We start from the raw sequence: 19,396 nt of genomic DNA on the forward strand, positions 1-19,396 counted from the left end.
TGACGTAGATTCTAAAGTATCTCGGTCAATTCAGGTAATTTGCTTTTGGAGCAATAGTGATGAAAAAATTTCTCACAACAACCGCACTTTTGGCCTTGGCTGGCGCAGCACACGCAGAAATCCAGACGATTACTCTACATTCATACAAACATTGGACGGTCGTATATAATTTCGATGAAAATGATGGCTGGAATAATTGCGCGATGCAGGTCAAAGGCGATGGGCTATCGCTCAGTTTAATTGTGGACGGAAACGAAAATGCTTCTCTACATCTTTATGACGAAAAGGCAGACTACAGCAGTTGGACCGATGGCAGCAAATTCCAGCTAGAAATCGACAACTACGGGCGTTGGGACATGCAAGCCGATGGTTACGGCAACTCACTGTTTGTTGATCTCGACTACGTAGCTGACAAAGACGACGTCGATAGGCTTCTTTATGAAATCCGTCAGGGTTTGAGGCTGTCAATCTATGAGTACGGCGAAAAGGAAGAGTTCTACTGGTTTTCCTTGCACGGATCAAAAGCGGCGGCCAATGCAATTGTTGAGAATTGCTTAGACAACCTGAGGCCGTACACTCTTGCAGAACCCGAACCAGAACCAGAACCAGAACCAAAGAAAGCTCCGGTCCCCGGAATGGACAACCCGGTTCCCGGACTGTCCAATACGCAATATGAACTACGCAAGGAGGAAACCTCAGTTGGCACGGTAATGTACTTTACTGGAACTATCTCAGAAGGCTTTGCTGAAGATGTTAAATCATATGGCGATTTTGACTACTTTGTTATCGAAGAATCGAATGGAGGCTTGTTAGGCGAAGCCATCGAGGCAGGCGCATACCTGCGCCAAAATTTTGTGGCGACGTCTCTTGATGGAGCATGTGCATCTGCTTGCGTCGAGTTGTATGCCGGTGGTGTAAAACGCTATTATTCTGAGAATGCACGTTTTGGCGTTCATGCAATGTCTGTTGATGGAGACGAAATGAGTCTATCGACGACCCAGAACTTGTTGTCATTGCGTGTAAAGCACTTCGAAGCGAGTGGTGTGGACTCTAAGATTGTTATCGATTCACTCGATACTCCGACTGAGGAAATCCGTTGGCTGACGACCTCTCAGGCTCGAGTGTATGGCCTAATCAAATAACTCTAAGTGGGAAACTAGCGCCGGCAAAGTATTAGCTTGGAATACCAACAAGCTTGAGGGCTGAACAAAAACACGAAGAGCTCAACGGCAGGCTATCCCAACGTTATATGACCTGAGAAGCAATTTGGCGTTGGTTTAGACGCCTAGTGCCTCCGGCCGATAAATATGCAGCGCGTTAACACCCCATGGGACGAAACCGAATAGTAAAACTATTTCTTAGATCACAACGGCCGATGGGTGGACATCTGGGTGGATGAAATTGGACAATACTAGATTAATTTATTTAATAACAAACTGTTAGTTTAAAAAAGTGGTGCGGGCGGTGGGACTCGAACCCACACGGGCATACGCCCTTCAGATTTTAAGTCTGATATGTCTACCATTCCATCACGCCCGCACAGCGCCGAAAAAGGGCCGGTTCGGACTCCCTAACCCTCTGAGCAGGTGAAGACAATCCATTCCTTGGGTCCACAGTTGGAAAACCCGGGATGTCTACCCCTAAGCTTGCCCGTTGCGATAAAGCCGCCCCATCACCAAAGGCGTCAGATACATCGGTATCTGGTAGGCGCCGATGAACGCCATGATTGGGGCCGTGACCTCGGGCGGCAGGGCGACAAAGAAAATCGCGATATTGCGGTTTCCTGCGATCACAGAAATTGCTGTGGATTTCTCACCGGGCAGAGTCTTGCGGGTCAATTTGAACGCCAAAAGCTGCGCGCCGAAGTTGATCAGGCAGGCAAACGCGATCCAGAACGCCGCCGTCTCCGGGTTTGTGAGTGCTGTGGCGCTCACCGACGGCATCAGGCCGATGACAAAGACGGCCAGGGTAATATTGGCAAGCCCTTCAATTGAAAGAGACATCTCGCTGGACAAGCGCCGCAGCAGGGTCATGCGCAACACAAGCGCCGCCCCTGCAGCGGCGGCGATGGTCAGGAAGAGTCGGGTCGTGGCGGTCAGAACGGTGGAAAAATCGCCCAGCTCAGGCATCAAAAGAAACACCGGCAGCGCCGTCAGCGGCAGAAGCGCGGTACCCAGAATCATCAAACGCATCGCGTATTCAGGCGGATAGCCCATCATCAGGCACATGTTGGGGCTGCCGGAAATGGATGGTGCCGACATCATGATCAATACCGACAACAGCAACGGTGCACCGATCCAGCCCGCGGCGAATCCGACGGCTAGTACGACCATGGGCAGCAGCACCTGGAACAGGATGACAACGCCGATCCCCTGCCCCAGATCCCTGAGGCTTCCCACAAGTGTTGCTGGGTCCATCCGCAGCACAGTGATGAAAAGCAACATCACGACGAGCGGCGGCAACAAGGGGCGCATCGGTTGTGCCAGCCCGGGCAGCAAAAGACCCGCCACCAGCCCTGCGATCAACACATAGGGACCATGGCGGGCCGCCAGATGGAGCGGGTTCAAATCAGGTTACCCTCCGGGCGATTGCCGCAGGTTTTCAGGCAACCATGTGGCCAGCTCGGGGAACCAGATCAGGACAAAGACCATCAGCACCATGATCAGGAACATCGGGATCGCTGCACGCGCAATATAGCCCATCTCGTGATTGGTCATGCCTTGCATCACAAAGAGGTTAAAGCCGATAGGCGGTGTGATCTGCGCCATTTCGACAACGACCACGATGAAGATACCAAACCAGATCAAGTCAATCCCAGCATCACGGATCATCGGCTCGACCACGGCCATGGTCAGAACAACCGATGAGATCCCGTCAAGGAAACACCCCAGAATGATGTAGAACACCAGCAGAACCATCAGCAGCTCGAACCGGGTCAGCTCCCAACCTGCGATCAGATCGGCCAGCCCGCGCGGCAGGCCGGTGAAGCCCATCGACAGCGACAGAAAGGCCGCGCCTGCAAGGATCAGCGCGATCATGGCGCTGGTGCGCGTGGCCCCCATCAGGCTTTCGGTAAAGGTTTTCCACGTCAGCGAGCCCTGCCCCGCTGCCAACAGCAGACCCCCGATCACGCCAAAGGCGGCGGCCTCGGTTGCGGTGGCATAGCCCAGATACATCGAGCCGATCACAACCGTGATCAGAAGGATCACCGGCAGCAGAAACCGTGAGTTTCTGAGCTTTTCGCGGAAGGTCAACTTGCCCTCGATATTGGGATTCCAGTCTTTGCCGATCTTGGAATAGATCGCGACATAGCCCATGAACATCGCCGCCAGCACCAGGCCGGGCAGGATACCCGCAAAGAACAGCTTGGTGATAGATTCGTTGATCGTCACCCCGTAGACAATCAGCGTTAGCGAGGGTGGGATCATCAGACCTAGCGTTGCAGCCCCGGTCAGTGTGCCGATGATCATCCGCTCGGGATAATTCCGTTTGCGCAATTCTGGGATCGACATCTTGCCCACCGTGGTCAGGGTGGCCGCAGACGAGCCTGACACGGCGGCAAACACGGTGCAGCCGACGATATTGGTATGCACGAGCCCACCTGGCAAAGGCGCCATCCAGGGGGACAGCCCCTTGAACATGTCTTCAGATAATCGCGTGCGATAGAGGATCTCGCCCATCCAGATGAACATCGGTAGCGCGGTCAGCGTCCAGGAAGAAGAGGCCGACCAGATGGTTGTGATCATCACATCGCCCACGGGCCGCGTGGTGAACAGCTCCATCCCGACCCAGGCGACGCCCATCAGGGCCAGGCCCACCCAGACACCCGTACCCAGCAAGGTGAACAAAACAAACAGAAAGAGGATGATGACAGAGAGGTTTTCCATGCGCTTATTCTCCCTGGCTTTGATCGGCCAGATCACGGGTGATCCGGTGATCGCCCTTTATGAGCACGTGGATAAGATGGTCGGTCAGCGCAATCGCAAGGATCACCGCGCCGATCAGCATCGCAGATTGCGGGATCCACAAAGCGGTTTTGTCTTGCCCCTGGCTGATATCGTTGAACTTCCAGCTCCAATAGACAAACCGGTAGGCGTACCAGCAGAAGTACCACATCACCGCAGTGCCGATAGCAAAGCACCAGACCTCAAGAATACGGCGCACGCTTTCGGGTACGGCGTTCAGCAGGATCGAGACCCGGATGTGGCTGCCTCGGTTCAATGCATTTGCAAAGGCCAGGAACGAGGCGGCGGCCATGGCGTACCCAGCATAATCGGGCGCGCCTGGAAAGACCTCACCGGTCCAGCGGGCCAGCATTTGCACCATGATCAACAGCAGGATGGCGATCAGGCTCAGCGCTGCCAGAACCCCTGCTGCCAGATAAATGAAATCCAGTACGGACCGAAGCCCTCGCAAAGCACCCATGCTGTCCCCGTGTTTGTTTTCTTGGTTGGTGTTCGGGCGGCGAAACGCTCCGCCGCCCGACGACAATCAGTTATTGAGACGCGTTGAAAGCGTCGACAATCGCCTTGCCCTGATCTCCGGCGGCTTCCAACCACTCATTTGTCATAGTGACGCCGATTTCTTTCAGTTCATTGACCATCTGCTCAGAAGCCGGACCAACGGTCATGCCGCCATCGCGCAGGCCTTGCAGGGTAAAGCCCGTGTATTCCTTGGCTCGCCAGTTGCCCGCATATTCGGCCAGTTCGGCACAGGCCTTGATGACGTTTTTGTTGGTGTCAGAAACACCCGACCAAACGTCGGAGTTCACCATCACGTAATTGCGCGGCAGCCATGCATCCACTTCGTAGAAATAGTTCAGGCTTTCCCAAACCTTACGGTCATACCCCGTGGATCCCGATGACACCATCGCATCGGCAACACCTGTGGCAAAAGCCTGACTGATTTCGGCCGCTTCGATGGTTACGGGCAACATTCCTGTCAGCTCGGCCAGCCGCGATGTGGCGTTGTTGTACGAGCGGAACTTGATGCCCTCCATATCGGCAACCGAGTTCACCTCGTTCTTGAAGTACAGCCCCTGCGGTGGCCAGGGCACGGCATAAAGCAGCGTCAGGTTCTGCTCGGCCAGCAGTTCTTCGATTGTAGGCTTCGCCGCTTCCCAGAGCTTAGCGCTATCGTCAAAGGACGTGGCCAGGAAAGGGATCGAGTCGAACCCAAACAGTGCGTTTTCGTTCTGGTGGCCGGACAGAAGACGCTCACCGATTGGGGCCTGCCCGGTCTGGATTGCGCGTTTGATGTCAGCACCCTTGAACAGCGATCCCGACGGGTGCGTGACAATTTCAATCTCGCCCCCAGTGCCAGTGGTCACGCATTTAGCGAACTCCGCCCCGGTGGCCGAATGGAAGTTTGACGCCGAATAGGCCATCGGCATGTCCCATTTCTCGGCAAAAGCGGGTGCAGCTGCGGCGGCAGTCAAAGCAGTTGCTGCCAAAAGATGTGTCAGTTTTTTCATCATGTTCTCCCGGTTGAAATTCGTTGTGTCAGTGTTGTCCACCGATCTGTCTAGGTTGCGAAACGTGCAGGTGCATAGGCACTTACATCCATGTTCGGGTTTCTGCCCGCGATCATCTGCGCCAAAAGCCGCCCCGTCTTGGGGCCACCCGTCAGGCCGATGTGATGGTGACCAAAGCCCATGAAAGCTCCGTCAGTCCCCGGCACATCCCCAATGACAGGGATCGAGTCGGCAGGCGCTGGCCTATGTCCCATCCATTCGCTTTCTTCGCGCCATGTCAAACCCGGAAACGCCGCTTTGGCGTTCTTGCGCAATAGATCGAACGCAGCGGGCGAGGGTTCAGCCTCGAGCCCTCCGAATTCAACAATGCCAGCCAAACGGATGCGCCCCTCCATCGGGGTAGCCACAAACTTGCCCGAGGCGATCATGGCCGGGCAACGCGGCATTGCCGAGGGTTCGATCAATTCCAGATGATACCCGCGCTCGGTTTCCAGCGGCACCGATATGCCCAGGGATTTTGCCAAAGGGCCAGACCAAACGCCAGCTGTCAGCACAGCCGCGTCACACTCAATCTGTTGCCCCCCGGCCTTTACGGCTGTAACGCGACCGCTTTCATGCAGGATGGCTTGCACTTCGGCGCGGATGATTTGACCGCCTTGCGCTTTAACATGACCGGCCAAGTCTTTGATATATCTTCCGGGATCCTTGATGTGACCATGTTCGGCCATCTTCGCCGCAAATCCGATCTGCGGGCCATATATCGGATCGAAGTCATGAAACTCTTGCCCTTCGAGCTCCTGCCATTTGACCCCGTTCTTGCGCCTGATGCGCCATCCGAAGGCATCGCTTTCAAAATGCTCTCGGTCGTCATAGACATACATATAGTCCGATGGCGCGATCCACTTTTCCGCACCCGTGCCCTGCGCCAGTGCGGTGTGATCGTTCAGACTGTCTCCGACAATGGGTGTAAGGGCTGCCGCAATCCGATCTGCATCTTCTGCGTTGGCGTGCTTCAGATACCGCGTCAGCCAGGGCAACAGCTTGGGCAGGTAACCCCATTTCAAGAACAATGGCTGCATCGGATCAAACAGCATTCCGGGCGCTTTCTTCAGCAATCCCGGCACTGTCACCGGCACCACCGAGCATGAGGCCAGCACACCACCATTCCCGTAAGACGTGCCCTCACCCGGTCCAGCCTTGTCGATCAGAATAACCTTGTGACCATCTCTTTGCAGCCAGATCGCGGTCGAGACACCAACGATCCCGGCTCCGATGATGGCTATGGTCTTTTGTTCGCTCATGCTGCCTGCGCCCGAGCGGTTGCGTAATGTTCCAACTTGCCAATATCCGGCATGCCACCCAAACCCGGACCATCGGGAACGACAACCTTGCCGTCGCTGACCGCGAAGCGCTCTTGCAGGATATCGTCAGCCAGAAAGTAGGAGGCCTGATAGAACTCGCATCCAAGTGTGATTTCGGGCGTGGCGGCGATCATATGTGTACCCGCCAGATGGGCCAATCCGGTCTCGAACATGTCGCCACCATAAGCGCTCAGCCCATGCGCCGCAGCAATGCGCGCAACGCTTTGGCCACGCGAAAGGCCACCAGATTTCATGATCTTGACCGATACGCCGTCGCAAATTCCTTCGCGGGCGGCGCGCTCCATATCTTCGGGCCCAAACACGCTTTCATCTGCCAATAGCGGCACGTCAACCATCTTCCGCAACTGCGCCATCATACCAAAATGATGCGCCCGCACAGGCTGCTCGATGAAATCGGGACGAAACTGCGCCACATCGCGCACTTGGCTCGGGGCATCCTCGACCGACAAGCCCTGATTATAGTCCACCCGCACCGAGAATTCGGGGGCATTCTGCGCCAGGTATTCCAACCTCATGATATCGAACGCATGATCTTTGAACCCGGTCTTTAACTTGACGATCCGCACGCCATCATCCTTCAGTCGGGCCAGCAGATCGATATCCTGTGCAAAATCTGGGTTGGCGATGGAACAGCTGAGCGGGATCGTGCTGCGGCATCGTCCACCCAGCAGCGCCCAGACGGGGACACCGCTGAGGCGACCCGTAAGGTCCAGAAGCGCTGTCTCAAGCGCCGCCTTGGCCTCGGTGCAATGGGCCACCGCTTTTTCGGCCTGCGCCATAATCCTGGCCCGATCCGCAACCGGCTGACCCACGACGAGTGGGCGTAGATACCGGTTCAGCGCCGCAAAGCTGGCCTCGGGCGAGCCGGTAAAGACCGACCAGGGCGACGCCTCGCCAAAACCCTGCGAGCCATCTTCTGACGTCAGCCGCAGCACCACGATCTCGCAAGTGCCTTCGACCGAGCCAATCCCGTGATCGCGGCGCGATGTAACCGGCAGTTCAAGGTGCCACAGGTCGTACCCCACGATTTTCTGATCTAAGTCGCCCATGCAGCCCCCGGTTCCACCCTGAAAGCCTGCCTTGACCTACATATCATTTCAAATACTAATTCTTGGCAACTCCATCAGAAGAAATGATAAGGTAAGCGATGTCCCTGCGCTTTCGCCAACTTCAGGCCTTTCACGCCATCATGGAAACCGGAACGGTCACCGGGGCCGCGTCCGTCTTGGGGATTTCTCAGCCCGGGATCAGCAATCTGCTGGCTCAGCTTGAACGCGAAGCCCGACTGCCCTTGTTCGAGCGTACCAAAGGCCGCTTGTTGCCGACGCCTGAGGCAGAGCTTTTGTATCGAGAGGTCGACACAGTGGTGCGCGGTCTGGATCATGTGGCCCAGGCGGTAACTGACCTTCAAAACAAGCACCCTGGTCAATTACAGGTCGCCGCCCCACACATGCTGTCCTTCGGCTTCATGCCGCAGGAAATAGCGCGATTCGCCAAATCCCGCCCCAACCTGTCCGTTAGCTTCCAGTCGCAATATTCCTCGAAAATTCAGGAATGGGTCATCTCTGGCCTGTTCGAGATTGGCGTGGTCGAGTTGCCGATCTTGCATGACACGCTGGAATACCAAGTGTTCAACTTTGAGACCTTGGCGACGTTTCCCGCCGACAGCCCGCTTGCAGCATATGAGGTTTTAACGCCACAGATACTAGACAATGAACCGTTTATCGTGATGGGCCCCGAGCATCAGACACACCGGCGAACCCGCGATATTTTTCAGGCCGCCGGATGCACGTGGCGCACGCAGATCCATACCCATTTGTCCGAAAACCTGCTGAGCTTTGTCAAACAAGGCATGGGCGTCGCCATGATCGACCCTTTCACAGTCGCGTTTGACCATGAGAGCGGCTATCTCACCCGCCCGTTCAAACCGGCAGTGACGCTGGATCTGGCCGTGATCACCGCCAAAACTCGCCCTTTGTCCGCAATTGCACAAGCGTTTCTGGCGCAGTTGACCGCGTCAATCGCGTCTTATGCCACCCATTCCGAAACCGGTGCGGCGGCCTCGTGAAGCGGTTGGGAGTGTATGTCGACCAAGGTTGGCCCGTCGTGATCGAGCGCCTGTTTCAAAACGCCGTTCAGCTCTGCCGGATCCCGAACCGTCCAGGATTTGACGCCAAAGGCAGTTGCGACGGCTGCGTGATCGGTCCGGTTGAAATCGACGTTATAGAACCGCTGACCAAACCCCGCATTCTGCCCTGCCTTGATCCATCCAAACACCGCGTTTGAGAAAACGATAGAAGTGATCGGCATCCTGTGCCGGACCATAGTTTCAAACTCGCCGCAGGCAAAGCCGAATGAGCCGTCGCCCATCACGGCCAGCGTCTTGACCGAGGGTCGCCCGACATGTGCCCCCATCGCAGCGCCCAGCGAATAGCCCAAGGCCCCATGCGCCCGGTTGGTGATGAAATGCCGCCCCACTCTGGGCCAGCGGTAATGGGCACTGAAATAGGGGCAAGGCGTGCCGGGGTCGGCCACAACAATCGCGTCATCGTCCAAAAGGTCCATCAGCGCGGCCATCACCGCCTCGGGTCGGATCGGGGTGTCCTGGCTTGCCGCAAGCGGATTAAAGCCCGCAAGCTTTGCGGCCCAGGCAGCGCTTGCCTTGGCTGCGCCGCCCATGGACGGTAAGTCTTGTTGCTGCTCAAGCGCCTCGGCCAGCGCTTCAAGCGCCAATCTGGCATCTGCGCAAATGGCGACTTCGGTCTGGTAATTGGCTCCGATCACCAGGGGATCGCTGTCGATGTGAAGGATCGTTGCACCGCGCGCCGGGCTTCGCCAGCGTTCGGTGGTCACCGATCCGGCGCGACATCCGACAAAGACAACAACATCGGCCTGATCGACAACCGCTCGGGTCGCCGCAACCCCGCCGTTCGAGCCGACAACGCCCAGCGCCAAAGGATCGGTTTCGGCGATTGCCCCCTGCCCGGACACCGTTGTTGCGACAGGCGCATCCAACAGTTTGGCCACCCGCGACAGGGCCGCTGTCGCACCCGACAAAACCGGCCCGCCCCCGCAGACAAAAACGGCAGAGTTCGCCTGCGCCAGAACCTTTGCCGCTGCTTCGATGGCATCCGGGTCGGGACCTACGCGTTCCGCCGGGAAGGACTGATGGCGGTCATCCGCCCAAATCTCGGCTTCGTCCACCGGCCCTTTCTGCGTGTCAAAGGGCAGCGCCAGATGGGTGGCACCGGGCGTGCCCGTGGTCATGGCCCGGAACGCTGCCCGCACCATAGCCGGCAGCCGCGATGGGTCATCGAGCGATGCGTTCCACTTGGTCAACGGCTTGAAGAGCGCTGGCTGATCCAACTCGGTCAGCGGGTATTTCCCCCGGCTTGTCGTGGCCACATCTGACGTGATCGCCAGTATCGGCACCGAGCTTTCATTGGCCTCGACCACGCCGGGGAGAATATAGGTCGCTCCTCCGCCCGAGGGGCCTTCGCAAACCCCCGGCTTTCCAGTGACCCGCGCATAGCCATCCGCCATATAGGCCGCATGGCGCTCGTCCCTAGTCAGGATGTGCTGAATGCCATGATCCATGCGTGCCAAAGCGTCATAGAACGGCAAGGTCGTGTCGCCGCACAGGCCAAACATATGGCTTACATCATGGGCTTGCAGCATCCGCACCATCGCTTCTGCACCGGTCAAATGGTTGGTTCCAGTCACAGCAAAGCTCTCCCTGATCAGAATCTGAACACAGATCTGTATACAGTTTTGTATATTGATTTCAACTGCGCTCTATGCCACCTGTTGAACAGCAGATTTCAGGCGGGTTTGATGGCAGGTCCACGGGTCGATGACATTTATGAGCAGGTCAAGGCGATGGCCGTTTCCTTTCGCCTGCGCCCGGGTGACCGGCTGAACGAGGTTTCACTGTCCAAAGAGCTTGGCGTCAGCCGTACTCCGTTACGAGAGGCGCTGAACCGCCTTGTGGCAGAACGCTTGTTCGATTTCCGCCCCGGCCAGGGTTTCTTTTGTCGCCCACTGGATGCGCAAACCGTGTACGACCTGTTCGAACTGCGTCGTATCATCGAAACCGCCGCTGTGCGCAGCGCCTGCGAAAGAGCCTTGGATTCAGATCTGGATGCGTTGAAAACCGAGCTTTACGCAACCGGCATCGACATCACCGGCCTGACGATTGCCGAGGCGGTCGCGCGCGATGAGGCGTTTCACCTTGGCATTGCCCAACTGACCGGCAATGCAGAATTGGTCGAAACGCTTGACCGGATCAACGAGCGCATCCGCTATATCCGTTGGGTATCGATGAGTATGGATCGTCTGCAACGCTCAAAAAGCGAACATAAACGCGTGATGCAAGCGTTGATCGCGCGCGACGCGGACAGCGCTGCTCAGGTGATGGGCGCGCATATCGCCAAACGTATGGATCAGGTGCAAGAAGCTGTGCGGCACGGTATTTCCAGCATTTATATGGATGGGCCCGAGGGGATCTCGTCCCGGATCATCGAGGACGCATAGACCATGATCGCAAAAGGCGGCAAATCCATCTATGGCGCGTCGGTTGGTATCTTGATGCTGGACGCGCAATTCCCCCGTATTCCAGGTGATATGGGCAACGCGTTGACCTGGCCGTTTCCGGTACTCTACCGTGTTGTGCGGGATGCCACCCCTAATCACGTCGTGCGAAAGAATGCCGATGGCATGCTGGGCGCGTTTATCGATGCGGCCCGTGATCTGGTAAAAGACGGCGCGTACGGGATCACCACCAATTGCGGGTTTCTTTCGCTGTTTCAGGCGGAACTCGCCGCGGCACTGCCGGTGCCGGTTGTGACCTCATCGCTGATGCAGGTGGACATGGTGAACCGGACCCTGCCCGCAGGCAAACGGGCCGGTATCCTGACCATCTCGGCCTCGACACTGACACCCGCCCATCTGGCAGGCGCACAGGTCCCTGAAGGCACGCCCATTGGGTCAACGGAACATGGGATGGAGTTTACGCGGGCCATACTGGACAATGAACTCACACTGGATGTCGAAAAAGCGCGGGCAGACAATCTCGAGGCGGCGCTGGCGCTGACGGCGGACCACCCTGAGATTGGCGCGCTGGTACTGGAGTGCACAAATATGTGCCCCTATGCCGCTGATATTCAACGCGCCACCGGGCTGCCGGTCTATTCGATCGTCACATTGGTCAACTGGTTTCAGGCCGGTCTGACCCCGCCGCGCTTTGATCTAAGCCACGCTTAGGGCTGCGCGACCGCTCCCTGCGCAAGCCACGCGTCGAACTGTTTCAACGCGGCCTCGGCAAATTCCGGGTCATTAATATGTGCATCCAACTCGATCGGGGTCACATTCGGCGGACAGTTTGCGCGAACCTCCTCTATGAACGCGGCTAAACCTGCGGGGTCACTCAGGGGTCCGCCGGGCCGGTCCCATTCGTTGCCGCCCTGGTTTGGCAGGATTAGAGTCGTCGGACCCTTGGCCTGCAACAGTTTCGCGCAGATTTCGCGCGCCAACTCGCGGCGCTGATCTGCTGTCATCATGACCGAAGACAGCAGGCGGTTATGGGCATGTGTCTCTTGCCCGCGCAGTTTCGCGGGCGTGTCTTGCCAGCCGACGAAATCCACCAGATCATAGCAACCGATGGACACGATCTGAGGTGTGCCGGACAGACCTGCCGCCGTCATCCGATCCGCCCCGGCCGAGATTGAAGACCCCATCAAATGGTTGCCCACCTCTTGCGGCGCGAAATCCATCACCGCGGCAAAGCGCCCCTCGGATGCCAGGCTTTCAAACGCCCGCCCGCCCATGCCGGTTGCATGAAACACCGCAACCTCGAACCCGCGCTGTTCCAGTGCGGGTTTCAGCGCCACCATGTATTTCAGCACTGTTTTCCCAAAAGACGTCATGCCGATCAGCGGCTTGGCCGCGTCGGGCCGCTCAACCGCGCGCGCCGCGCCAAGCACCGCGCCAGCGGCCTGACTGAGAGAGGCTTTGCAGACCGAATTCAGCCCATAAAGCCCGCCCGCCCAAAGGATCATCTGAACATCCGCGGGCAAACGCTCGGGCGGGATCAGCGGTGAGAAGGACACCGTCGACACGATATATTTCGGCACACCAACCGGCAGGGCCGAACAGATATCCAGCGCCAGATCGGTGCCCATAGTGCCGCCCAGAACAAGCGCACCGTCGACCTTTCCATCAGCCTGCAGCCGGGCCGCCAGTATCGCCCCGCCCTTGGCCATGATCTGCATGGCCGTGTTCTCATCCCCGCTGTCGATCGCCTCTTGGATGCTGTGGCCCCCGGCTTTGGCCACGTCGTGCTTTGAGATATCGGTCGGTTTTGACGGATCGCCCAGAACGCTCACATCCATTGTCATGACCTGACCGCCCTGCCCCCGAATGGTCTCGGCAAGGTAATTCAGTTCATCATCTTTGGTGTCATAGGTTCCAACCAGAAGGATGGTTTTGTCCATCATCTCAAGAGACCCTCAAAGCTTGATCCATGCGGTTTTCAGGTTCAGGTATTTGTCGAACGCATGCAAAGACTTGTCATGCCCATTGCCCGATTGTTTGACGCCGCCCAGCGGCACGGTGACATCCGCCCCGCCATAGGTGTTCACATGCACTACCCCGGCCTCAATCACCGCGATCATCCGATGTGCCCGCGACAGGTTTGAGGTCCAAACCCCTGCGGCCAGCCCTGTCTCTGTGTCGTTGGCCAGCGCGATGGCTTCTTCCTCGGTGTCAAAGACCTGCACTGTAAGAACCGGGCCAAAGACCTCTTCGCGCACGATCCGGTCATCAGGTTGCAACTCCGTCACGATGGTCGGTGCCATATAGGTGCCGCCGGTTTCTTGCAGGATACGGTTGCCGCCCGTGGCGATGGTGCGCCCCGCGGCGCGCGCCTCGTCTATGAAAGCAAGGTTCTGCGCCAATTGACGCTCGGAATTCACAGCACCTGCATTCGTCATAGGGTCCAGCGGATCGCCGATCTGCATCGCATTGGCCTGCGCCACAAGCTTATCGACAAAGACATCATGGATCTCACGCTGCACCAGCAGGCGCGACCCAGCGATGCAGACCTGCCCCGAGTTGCGGAAGATACCTGCCGCCGAGATCTTAGCGGCCTCATCCAGATCGGGCGCATCGGCGAAGACAATGTTCGGCGACTTGCCGCCCAGTTCAAGATAGACCCGCTTGAGGTTCGAACGCGCCGACGCCTCCAGCAACCGTCGCCCCGTGGCCCCGGATCCGGTAAAGACAAGCACATCAACCTCGTTGGACTCTGCAATTGCCGCTCCGATCACAGCGCCTTCGCCGGTGACCACATTCAGAACCCCCGGCGGTAGGCCAGCCTCCAACGCAAGTTCGGCTAAACGCAGCAAGGTGAGCGAAGCCGTCTCGGCGGGTTTCAGAACCACCGTGCATCCGGCGGCCAAGGCCGGGCCCAGCTTCCAACTGCCGATCATCATCGGGAAATTCCACGGCACGATTGCCCCTACAACGCCAACCGGGTGCTTGTGCACCAGCCCCAGCGCCCCGGGGGCTGTGGGCGCAATCTCACCAAAGATCTTGTCCGTGGCCTCAGCGAAATACCGGATCGTTCCCGCTGCGCTGAGCGGTTCGGCCTTATAGGCCATGCCGATCTCGGTGCCGTTGTCGCGCACCCCCAATACGGCAAGTTCTTCAGCCTGCGCCTCAATCAGATCGGCCCATTTCAAAAGGATTTTCTTACGAGCAGCAGGGGCAAGTCCGGACCAGCGCCCGTCGTCAAACGCCAACCGGGCCGCCGCAACCGCGCGGTCTGCATCCTCGCGCGTACCTTTCGGCAAGGTCGTCAATGTACTGCCATCTATCGGAGAAATCACCGGCATCGTACGGCCATCTGATGCGTCAACGCGCGCACCGTTGATCACATGTTTCGCGTCAGGAACCGGCTGATGGCGAAGGGTGTCGATTCTGGGTTTGTCCAAGTCAGTCTCGTTAGGTTTAAATAATGAACCTTAGGTGTCAAAAAACTTTCCTAGTTTTGGGCCGCTTTTGTCAACAGGGATTTTTTTGTTGACAGGCAAGGATTCCAAAAACAAGATTATTGATACCTAAGGTTCATATAATAAACCAACCAAATCTGATCTCGCAGGGAGATGACATGACCAAAATGACGAAGGCGGTTCTGGCCGCACTTGCCCTTGGCCTGGCCGGACCGGCGCTGGCTGAGTATCCCGAAAAACCCGTCAGCTTTATCGTCCCGTGGCCTCCGGGCGATCTGGAAGACGTGCTGACCCGGATGATCGCCGAAGACTTTCAAGCGGAATATGGCGTGCCCGCTGCCGTGGTGAACAAGCCCGGCGGCGGTGGCGGCCCCTTCCCGGGCGCGGTCGAAGTGGCCACAGCGCCTGCAGATGGCTACACCATCGGCTCGTTTGTACCCGCCGTGTCGCTAATCGGGCATGAGATCGACATCCCCGAGCTGACACCCGAAAAGTTTGATCCGGTTGGTATCTTCCTGACCTATCCGTTTGTTGTCGCCACATCCGGCAATGCACCCTATTCCAATATGCAGGAACTGGCGGATTACGCGAAAGAAAACGATGTATTCCTTGGCCATTTCGGCGATGTCCTGACGCCGACACAGGTAACCAAGGCCCTGTCGGCAACTATGGGGTTCGAGTGGGGTGGTGACGCCGCCTTTGACGCGCTGGACTGCAACACGCTGGCTTCGGGCGATGCGGATGTGATCAACACAACGCTGCAACTCATCCTGCCTTGTCTGGACAGCGTGAAGGTTCTGGTGTCGATCACAGGCGAGCGGATCAGCAAGGTGCCGGACACGCCTGCAATCGGCGAGGTTGAACCGTCGCTCGACATCTCGCTGTGGAACGGTCTCTTTGTCACCAAAGATACGCCAGCCGATGTACGGGAAAAAATTGCCGCGGTTGCCGAGAAGACCGTCAAAAGCGACCGCGCGCAGCAATTGGCCGCTGAAACCGGTGCCTTGGTCTATTGGCTGAACGCCGACGAAAGCGCAGCAGTGATCGCCGAGGACAAAGCGACACTGGGTACAATCTCGGAAGCGCTGGGTCAGTAAGACCAACGGCCCGAGGGGGCGGCGACCCGCCCTCTCTCACTCGACAAGGACCTCCCTGATGGACGATTCCGAGCTTTTGCAGGTCAAGACCAAGACGTCCGGGCAGGTTGTCTTTGTTGTCGCCGGTCTGGTTCTGACGCTGATCTTGCTGTCGCAGATCACCACACAGACCGAATGGACGGAAAAAGCACGCAATATCGGCAGCCAACCCCGCCTGTGGCCAGCGATTGCCCTGATCACAATGCTGGGTGGCTTTGCGATCCATTTCCGGTTGATGCGGCGACGCAAGCCCAACGCGTTGGATTGGGTCGAGGCGCGGCGCTGGGCCGAGCCTTTGGAATACCTCCTATGGTTTCTCGTCTATGTTGCAGCTGTCCCAAGGCTGGGCTTTCTACCCATGAGCATCCTCTTCGCCTGCGCGCTGACCTACCGGTTGGGATATCGCTCACGTATGGGGTTGATGATCGCCGCGCTCTTTGCGGTTGCGATGGTGGTTTTGTTCAAGGGTCTGCTTGGGGTCAACATACCCGGCGCGCAGATCTATGAGTTTCTTCCCGTTTCGGTGCGAACCTTCTTTCTGGTGTATCTCTGATGGATCTGATCCTGTCCGCCATTGACGTTCTGGCCCGCTGGGACGTGATGCTTGCGCTGCTGGTCGGGGCGGTGGGCGGTGTGGCCATTGGCGCCATTCCGGGTGTTGGGCCCGCAGTGGCCATCGCCATTCTTTTGCCCGCAACCTTCTCGATGGACCCGATTGTCGGGTTGACGCTGCTGTTGGGGATCTACGGGTCATCGATGTATGGCGGATCGATCCCTGCCATTTTGATCAATACACCGGGCACGGCCGTCAACGCGCTGACTACCTATGACGGGTTCCCGATGACACTGCGAGGGGAAGGCCGACGCGCCTTGTCGCTGGCCTATTCAGCCAGTTTTCTGGGCGGTGTCTTCTCGGTTGTCTGTCTCATTTTTCTGTCCCCTGTTCTGGCCAAGATCGCCCCGATGTTCGGCTCGCGCGAGATCTTTCTGGCTGCGCTTCTGGGCCTTGTTCTGGTCGTCGTCGCGCACAAGGGACAAATGGCTATCGCCGCAGCCCTTGCAGGTTTTGGCATCCTGATTGGCACAGTCGGGCTGGAACCTGCGGCCTATACCCGCCGTTTCACTTTCGGTCAAAGCTGGCTGGCCGGAGGATTTGACCTGATCGTGGTGGTGCTGGGTCTTTTTGCGCTGTCTCAGGCGTTTTTGCTGCTGACCATGGATGACGAAAAGATCCGCCTGCCGCGTTCACGCGGTTCGCTGTTTCAGGGCTTTCGCGAATTGGCGCGACATCCACGCGTTGCGGCCATCTCGGCCAGTTTTGGCGTGGTGATGGGGATGATCCCCGGTGTCGGCGAATTCACCGCGCAGTTCATGTCCTACACCTCGGCCCGCAAACTGTCGAAGAACCCCAAAGCTTTTGGGCATGGCTCCTCCGAAGGCCTGATTTCATCCGAGACCGCCAACAACGCGGTACCCGCAGCCGCGATGATCCCGTTGCTGGCCCTTGGCATCCCGGGCGAGGCGCTGACGGCGATGATGCTTTCGGTGTTCTATGTCCACAACGTGGTGCCCGGACCTGGGCTGTTCCAGAACGATATGGACTTTGTCGTCGCGCTTTACATCGCGCTTTTGGTTCTGAATGTCATTGTTGTGGGTTTCCTGCTGGTCTCAACCGGTTGGCTGGTACACCTCACGCGTATCCCGAACCGGTTTTTAGGCATGTGCATCCTGCTTCTCAGCTTTGTTGGCGTCTATTCCATTCGCAACTCGACCATGGACTGTGTCATCGCGGCGGTCTTCGGATTGATCGGCTTTGTCCTGAAACGCCTGAACATGCCCATCGTGCCGATCATTCTGGGCATGGTGCTGGGCGGGATCATGGAGGTCAAACTGCGGGCCTCTTTGGCGCGGGTCAAAACGCCGATGGATTTCATCGACCGCCCCATCGCCTTCCTGCTGTTTTGCGTGATCTTGATCATCATCGGCTCGACCATCTGGCGCGTTTGGCGCGAATGGAAACCGGTTGACCGTCGCACGCCGCAGAAAAAGGCCTCGAACGCCTTTGCGAAACGCATCGCTGGCCGGTCGCACCGCCATTTCGAAAACCGCACAAAACAACAAAGACGGAGACGTTTCTATGACCATGTGGGTTCCTGACGATGACGGGTTTGCCGATCTCGGCTCGCATGACAGCTTTGCGGACGGTGCGCCCTACAATACCTTCGCGCGGTTGCGGCAAGAGGCCCCCTGTCACTGGTCTGAGTTTGACGGCGGCAAGGGCTACTGGTCGATCACGCGCCACGCGGATATCGACAAGATGATCCGCGATACCGAGACATTTTCTTCGGCGCGCGGCATTCGGATGGAGGATCAGACCCACGAGGAATACATGGCCCGCCGCACCTTTCAGGAGACCGACGGGACCGAGCATCGCAAAGTGCGTATGAAAGTAGCCAAAGCGTTCTCGCCCAAGGTGGTCGCTGGGTTCGAGGAACAGATCCGCGATCTGTGCGGGCCCATTCTGGACACCGCGCTTGAAAAAGGCAGCTTTGACGCCACCCGCGACATCGCACGGGAATTGCCTATGCGGATGCTGGGGCAGATCTTGGGCGTCCCGGATGAAGACCTGCCCTGGCTGGTCGACAAGGGCGACGCGTTGATGGCCAATTCCGATCCCGATTTCACCCAGCATGTGGTCGACAAGATGGATACGGATGCGTTCCGGCTGATGCCCTTCAACTCACCAGCGGGGGCTGAGCTTTACGACTATTCGCGCGCCTTGATGGACAAGAAGAACGCCACAGGGGACACCAGCGGCATCCTGCATCTGATCCTGCAACCCGATGAAAATGGTGAGACGATCTCGGACACAGAGTTCCGCAATTTCTTTTGCCTTCTGGTGGCTGCGGGCAACGACACAACGCGCTACTCCATCGCGGCAGGCATTCAGGCGCTGGCCCGGCAGGACGGCTTGCTGGAGGAATTGCAAGCTGGCGAGGTTTGGGGCACCGCAGCGGATGAAATCGTCCGCTGGGCTTCACCCGCCACCTATTTCCGCCGCACCACGATGAAGGATGTCGAGGTGCATGGCCAGCAGATCAAGGAAGGTGACAAGGTTCTCTATTGGTTCATTTCCGCCAACCGGGATGAGACAATGTTTGAAGACCCCTATCGCCTGACCCTGTCTCGCAAACCCAACCGTCAGCTGGGGTGGGGTCAAGGTGGCCCGCATGTTTGCCTGGGCATGCATCTGGCGCGGCTTGAGGTGCGGGTGCTGTTTCAGGAATTGGTCAAGCGCATCAAAACCATCGAGCCGGAGGGGCCCGAGGCCTTTGTCCGCTCGAACTTCGTAAACGGCATCAAGCGGATGCCCGTTCGCGTCACTTTGCAATAGGA

Annotated in this window: 17 protein-coding genes and 1 tRNA gene; 8 read left to right on the forward strand and 10 right to left on the reverse strand. The window is 57.8% G+C overall.

Annotated elements, in window-relative coordinates; all coding sequences use genetic code 11:
• The first annotated feature begins 59 nt into the window (after positions 1 to 59).
• Entirely contained in the window at positions 60 to 1,142 is a 1,083-nt protein-coding gene (locus GOV38_RS05090) for a hypothetical protein (RefSeq protein WP_171207842.1), read from the forward strand.
• Between the two features lie 311 nt (positions 1,143 to 1,453).
• Here GOV38_RS05090 and GOV38_RS05095 read toward each other — a convergent pair.
• From GOV38_RS05095 to GOV38_RS05125, 7 genes are all read right to left on the reverse strand, one after another.
• A tRNA-Leu gene (locus GOV38_RS05095) sits at positions 1,454 to 1,539 on the reverse strand.
• Positions 1,540 to 1,640: 101 nt separating this feature from the next.
• On the reverse strand, positions 1,641 to 2,567 hold the full coding sequence (locus GOV38_RS05100) for a hypothetical protein (RefSeq protein WP_171207843.1): 927 nt from the start codon (positions 2,565 to 2,567) through the stop codon (positions 1,641 to 1,643).
• 6 nt (positions 2,568 to 2,573) lie between these two features.
• A complete protein-coding gene (locus tag GOV38_RS05105; RefSeq protein ID WP_171102324.1) occupies positions 2,574 to 3,887 on the reverse strand; it encodes a TRAP transporter large permease in 1,314 nt (437 codons plus the stop codon).
• A 4-nt stretch (positions 3,888 to 3,891) separates the two neighbouring features.
• Positions 3,892 to 4,425, reverse strand: a complete 534-nt coding sequence (locus GOV38_RS05110) for a TRAP transporter small permease (protein ID WP_171207844.1) — start codon at positions 4,423 to 4,425, stop codon at positions 3,892 to 3,894.
• 70 nt (positions 4,426 to 4,495) lie between these two features.
• Complete coding sequence (locus tag GOV38_RS05115; protein ID WP_171207845.1) at positions 4,496 to 5,473, reverse strand: TRAP transporter substrate-binding protein; 978 nt, start codon at positions 5,471 to 5,473, stop codon at positions 4,496 to 4,498.
• Between the two features lie 50 nt (positions 5,474 to 5,523).
• Positions 5,524 to 6,774 (reverse strand): FAD-binding oxidoreductase, encoded by a 1,251-nt coding sequence (locus tag GOV38_RS05120; protein WP_171207846.1) that lies wholly within the window; start codon positions 6,772 to 6,774, stop codon positions 5,524 to 5,526.
• A complete protein-coding gene (locus GOV38_RS05125) occupies positions 6,771 to 7,904 on the reverse strand; it encodes an enolase C-terminal domain-like protein (RefSeq protein WP_171207847.1) in 1,134 nt (377 codons plus the stop codon). The genes GOV38_RS05120 and GOV38_RS05125 overlap by 4 nt, the downstream gene beginning before the upstream one ends.
• Positions 7,905 to 8,002: 98 nt before the next feature.
• Between GOV38_RS05125 and GOV38_RS05130 the strand changes: the two genes are divergently transcribed.
• Positions 8,003 to 8,923: a LysR family transcriptional regulator gene (locus GOV38_RS05130; RefSeq protein ID WP_171102329.1), complete on the forward strand. Its 921-nt coding sequence runs from the start codon at positions 8,003 to 8,005 to the stop codon at positions 8,921 to 8,923.
• On the opposite strand, the gene GOV38_RS05135 is transcribed toward GOV38_RS05130, so the two are convergent.
• Entirely contained in the window at positions 8,884 to 10,578 is a 1,695-nt protein-coding gene (locus tag GOV38_RS05135; RefSeq protein WP_371808494.1) for a thiamine pyrophosphate-binding protein, read from the reverse strand. The genes GOV38_RS05130 and GOV38_RS05135 overlap by 40 nt on opposite strands.
• 111 nt (positions 10,579 to 10,689) lie before the next feature.
• Here GOV38_RS05135 and GOV38_RS05140 point away from each other — a divergent pair, with 111 nt between their 5' ends.
• A complete protein-coding gene (locus tag GOV38_RS05140; protein ID WP_171207848.1) occupies positions 10,690 to 11,388 on the forward strand; it encodes a GntR family transcriptional regulator in 699 nt (232 codons plus the stop codon).
• Between the two features lie 3 nt (positions 11,389 to 11,391).
• Positions 11,392 to 12,117: an aspartate/glutamate racemase family protein gene (locus GOV38_RS05145; protein ID WP_171207849.1), complete on the forward strand. Its 726-nt coding sequence runs from the start codon at positions 11,392 to 11,394 to the stop codon at positions 12,115 to 12,117.
• Here the strand turns inward: GOV38_RS05145 and GOV38_RS05150 are convergent.
• Positions 12,114 to 13,349, reverse strand: a complete 1,236-nt coding sequence (locus tag GOV38_RS05150; protein WP_171207850.1) for a Tm-1-like ATP-binding domain-containing protein — start codon at positions 13,347 to 13,349, stop codon at positions 12,114 to 12,116. The two genes, GOV38_RS05145 and GOV38_RS05150, sit on opposite strands and share 4 nt — an antisense overlap.
• A gap of 12 nt (positions 13,350 to 13,361) precedes the next feature.
• A complete protein-coding gene (locus GOV38_RS05155) occupies positions 13,362 to 14,846 on the reverse strand; it encodes an aldehyde dehydrogenase family protein (RefSeq protein WP_171207851.1) in 1,485 nt (494 codons plus the stop codon).
• Positions 14,847 to 15,022: 176 nt separating this feature from the next.
• On the opposite strand from GOV38_RS05155, the gene GOV38_RS05160 reads away from it, so the two are divergent.
• From GOV38_RS05160 to GOV38_RS05175, 4 genes are read left to right on the forward strand one after another with little or no spacing between them, the layout of a single operon-like run.
• Positions 15,023 to 15,961, forward strand: coding sequence for a tripartite tricarboxylate transporter substrate-binding protein (locus tag GOV38_RS05160; protein WP_171207852.1), 939 nt, complete (start codon positions 15,023 to 15,025; stop codon positions 15,959 to 15,961).
• A gap of 58 nt (positions 15,962 to 16,019) precedes the next feature.
• Positions 16,020 to 16,553: a tripartite tricarboxylate transporter TctB family protein gene (locus tag GOV38_RS05165; protein ID WP_171207853.1), complete on the forward strand. Its 534-nt coding sequence runs from the start codon at positions 16,020 to 16,022 to the stop codon at positions 16,551 to 16,553.
• Complete coding sequence (locus tag GOV38_RS05170; RefSeq protein ID WP_171102336.1) at positions 16,553 to 18,157, forward strand: tripartite tricarboxylate transporter permease; 1,605 nt, start codon at positions 16,553 to 16,555, stop codon at positions 18,155 to 18,157. The genes GOV38_RS05165 and GOV38_RS05170 overlap by 1 nt, the downstream gene beginning before the upstream one ends.
• Entirely contained in the window at positions 18,138 to 19,394 is a 1,257-nt protein-coding gene (locus GOV38_RS05175) for a cytochrome P450 (RefSeq protein WP_171207854.1), read from the forward strand. The genes GOV38_RS05170 and GOV38_RS05175 overlap by 20 nt, the downstream gene beginning before the upstream one ends.
• Positions 19,395 to 19,396: the final 2 nt, after the last annotated feature.

The organism is Ruegeria sp. HKCCA5839 (genome assembly GCF_013035585.1).
GTDB lineage: Bacteria > Pseudomonadota > Alphaproteobacteria > Rhodobacterales > Rhodobacteraceae > Ruegeria.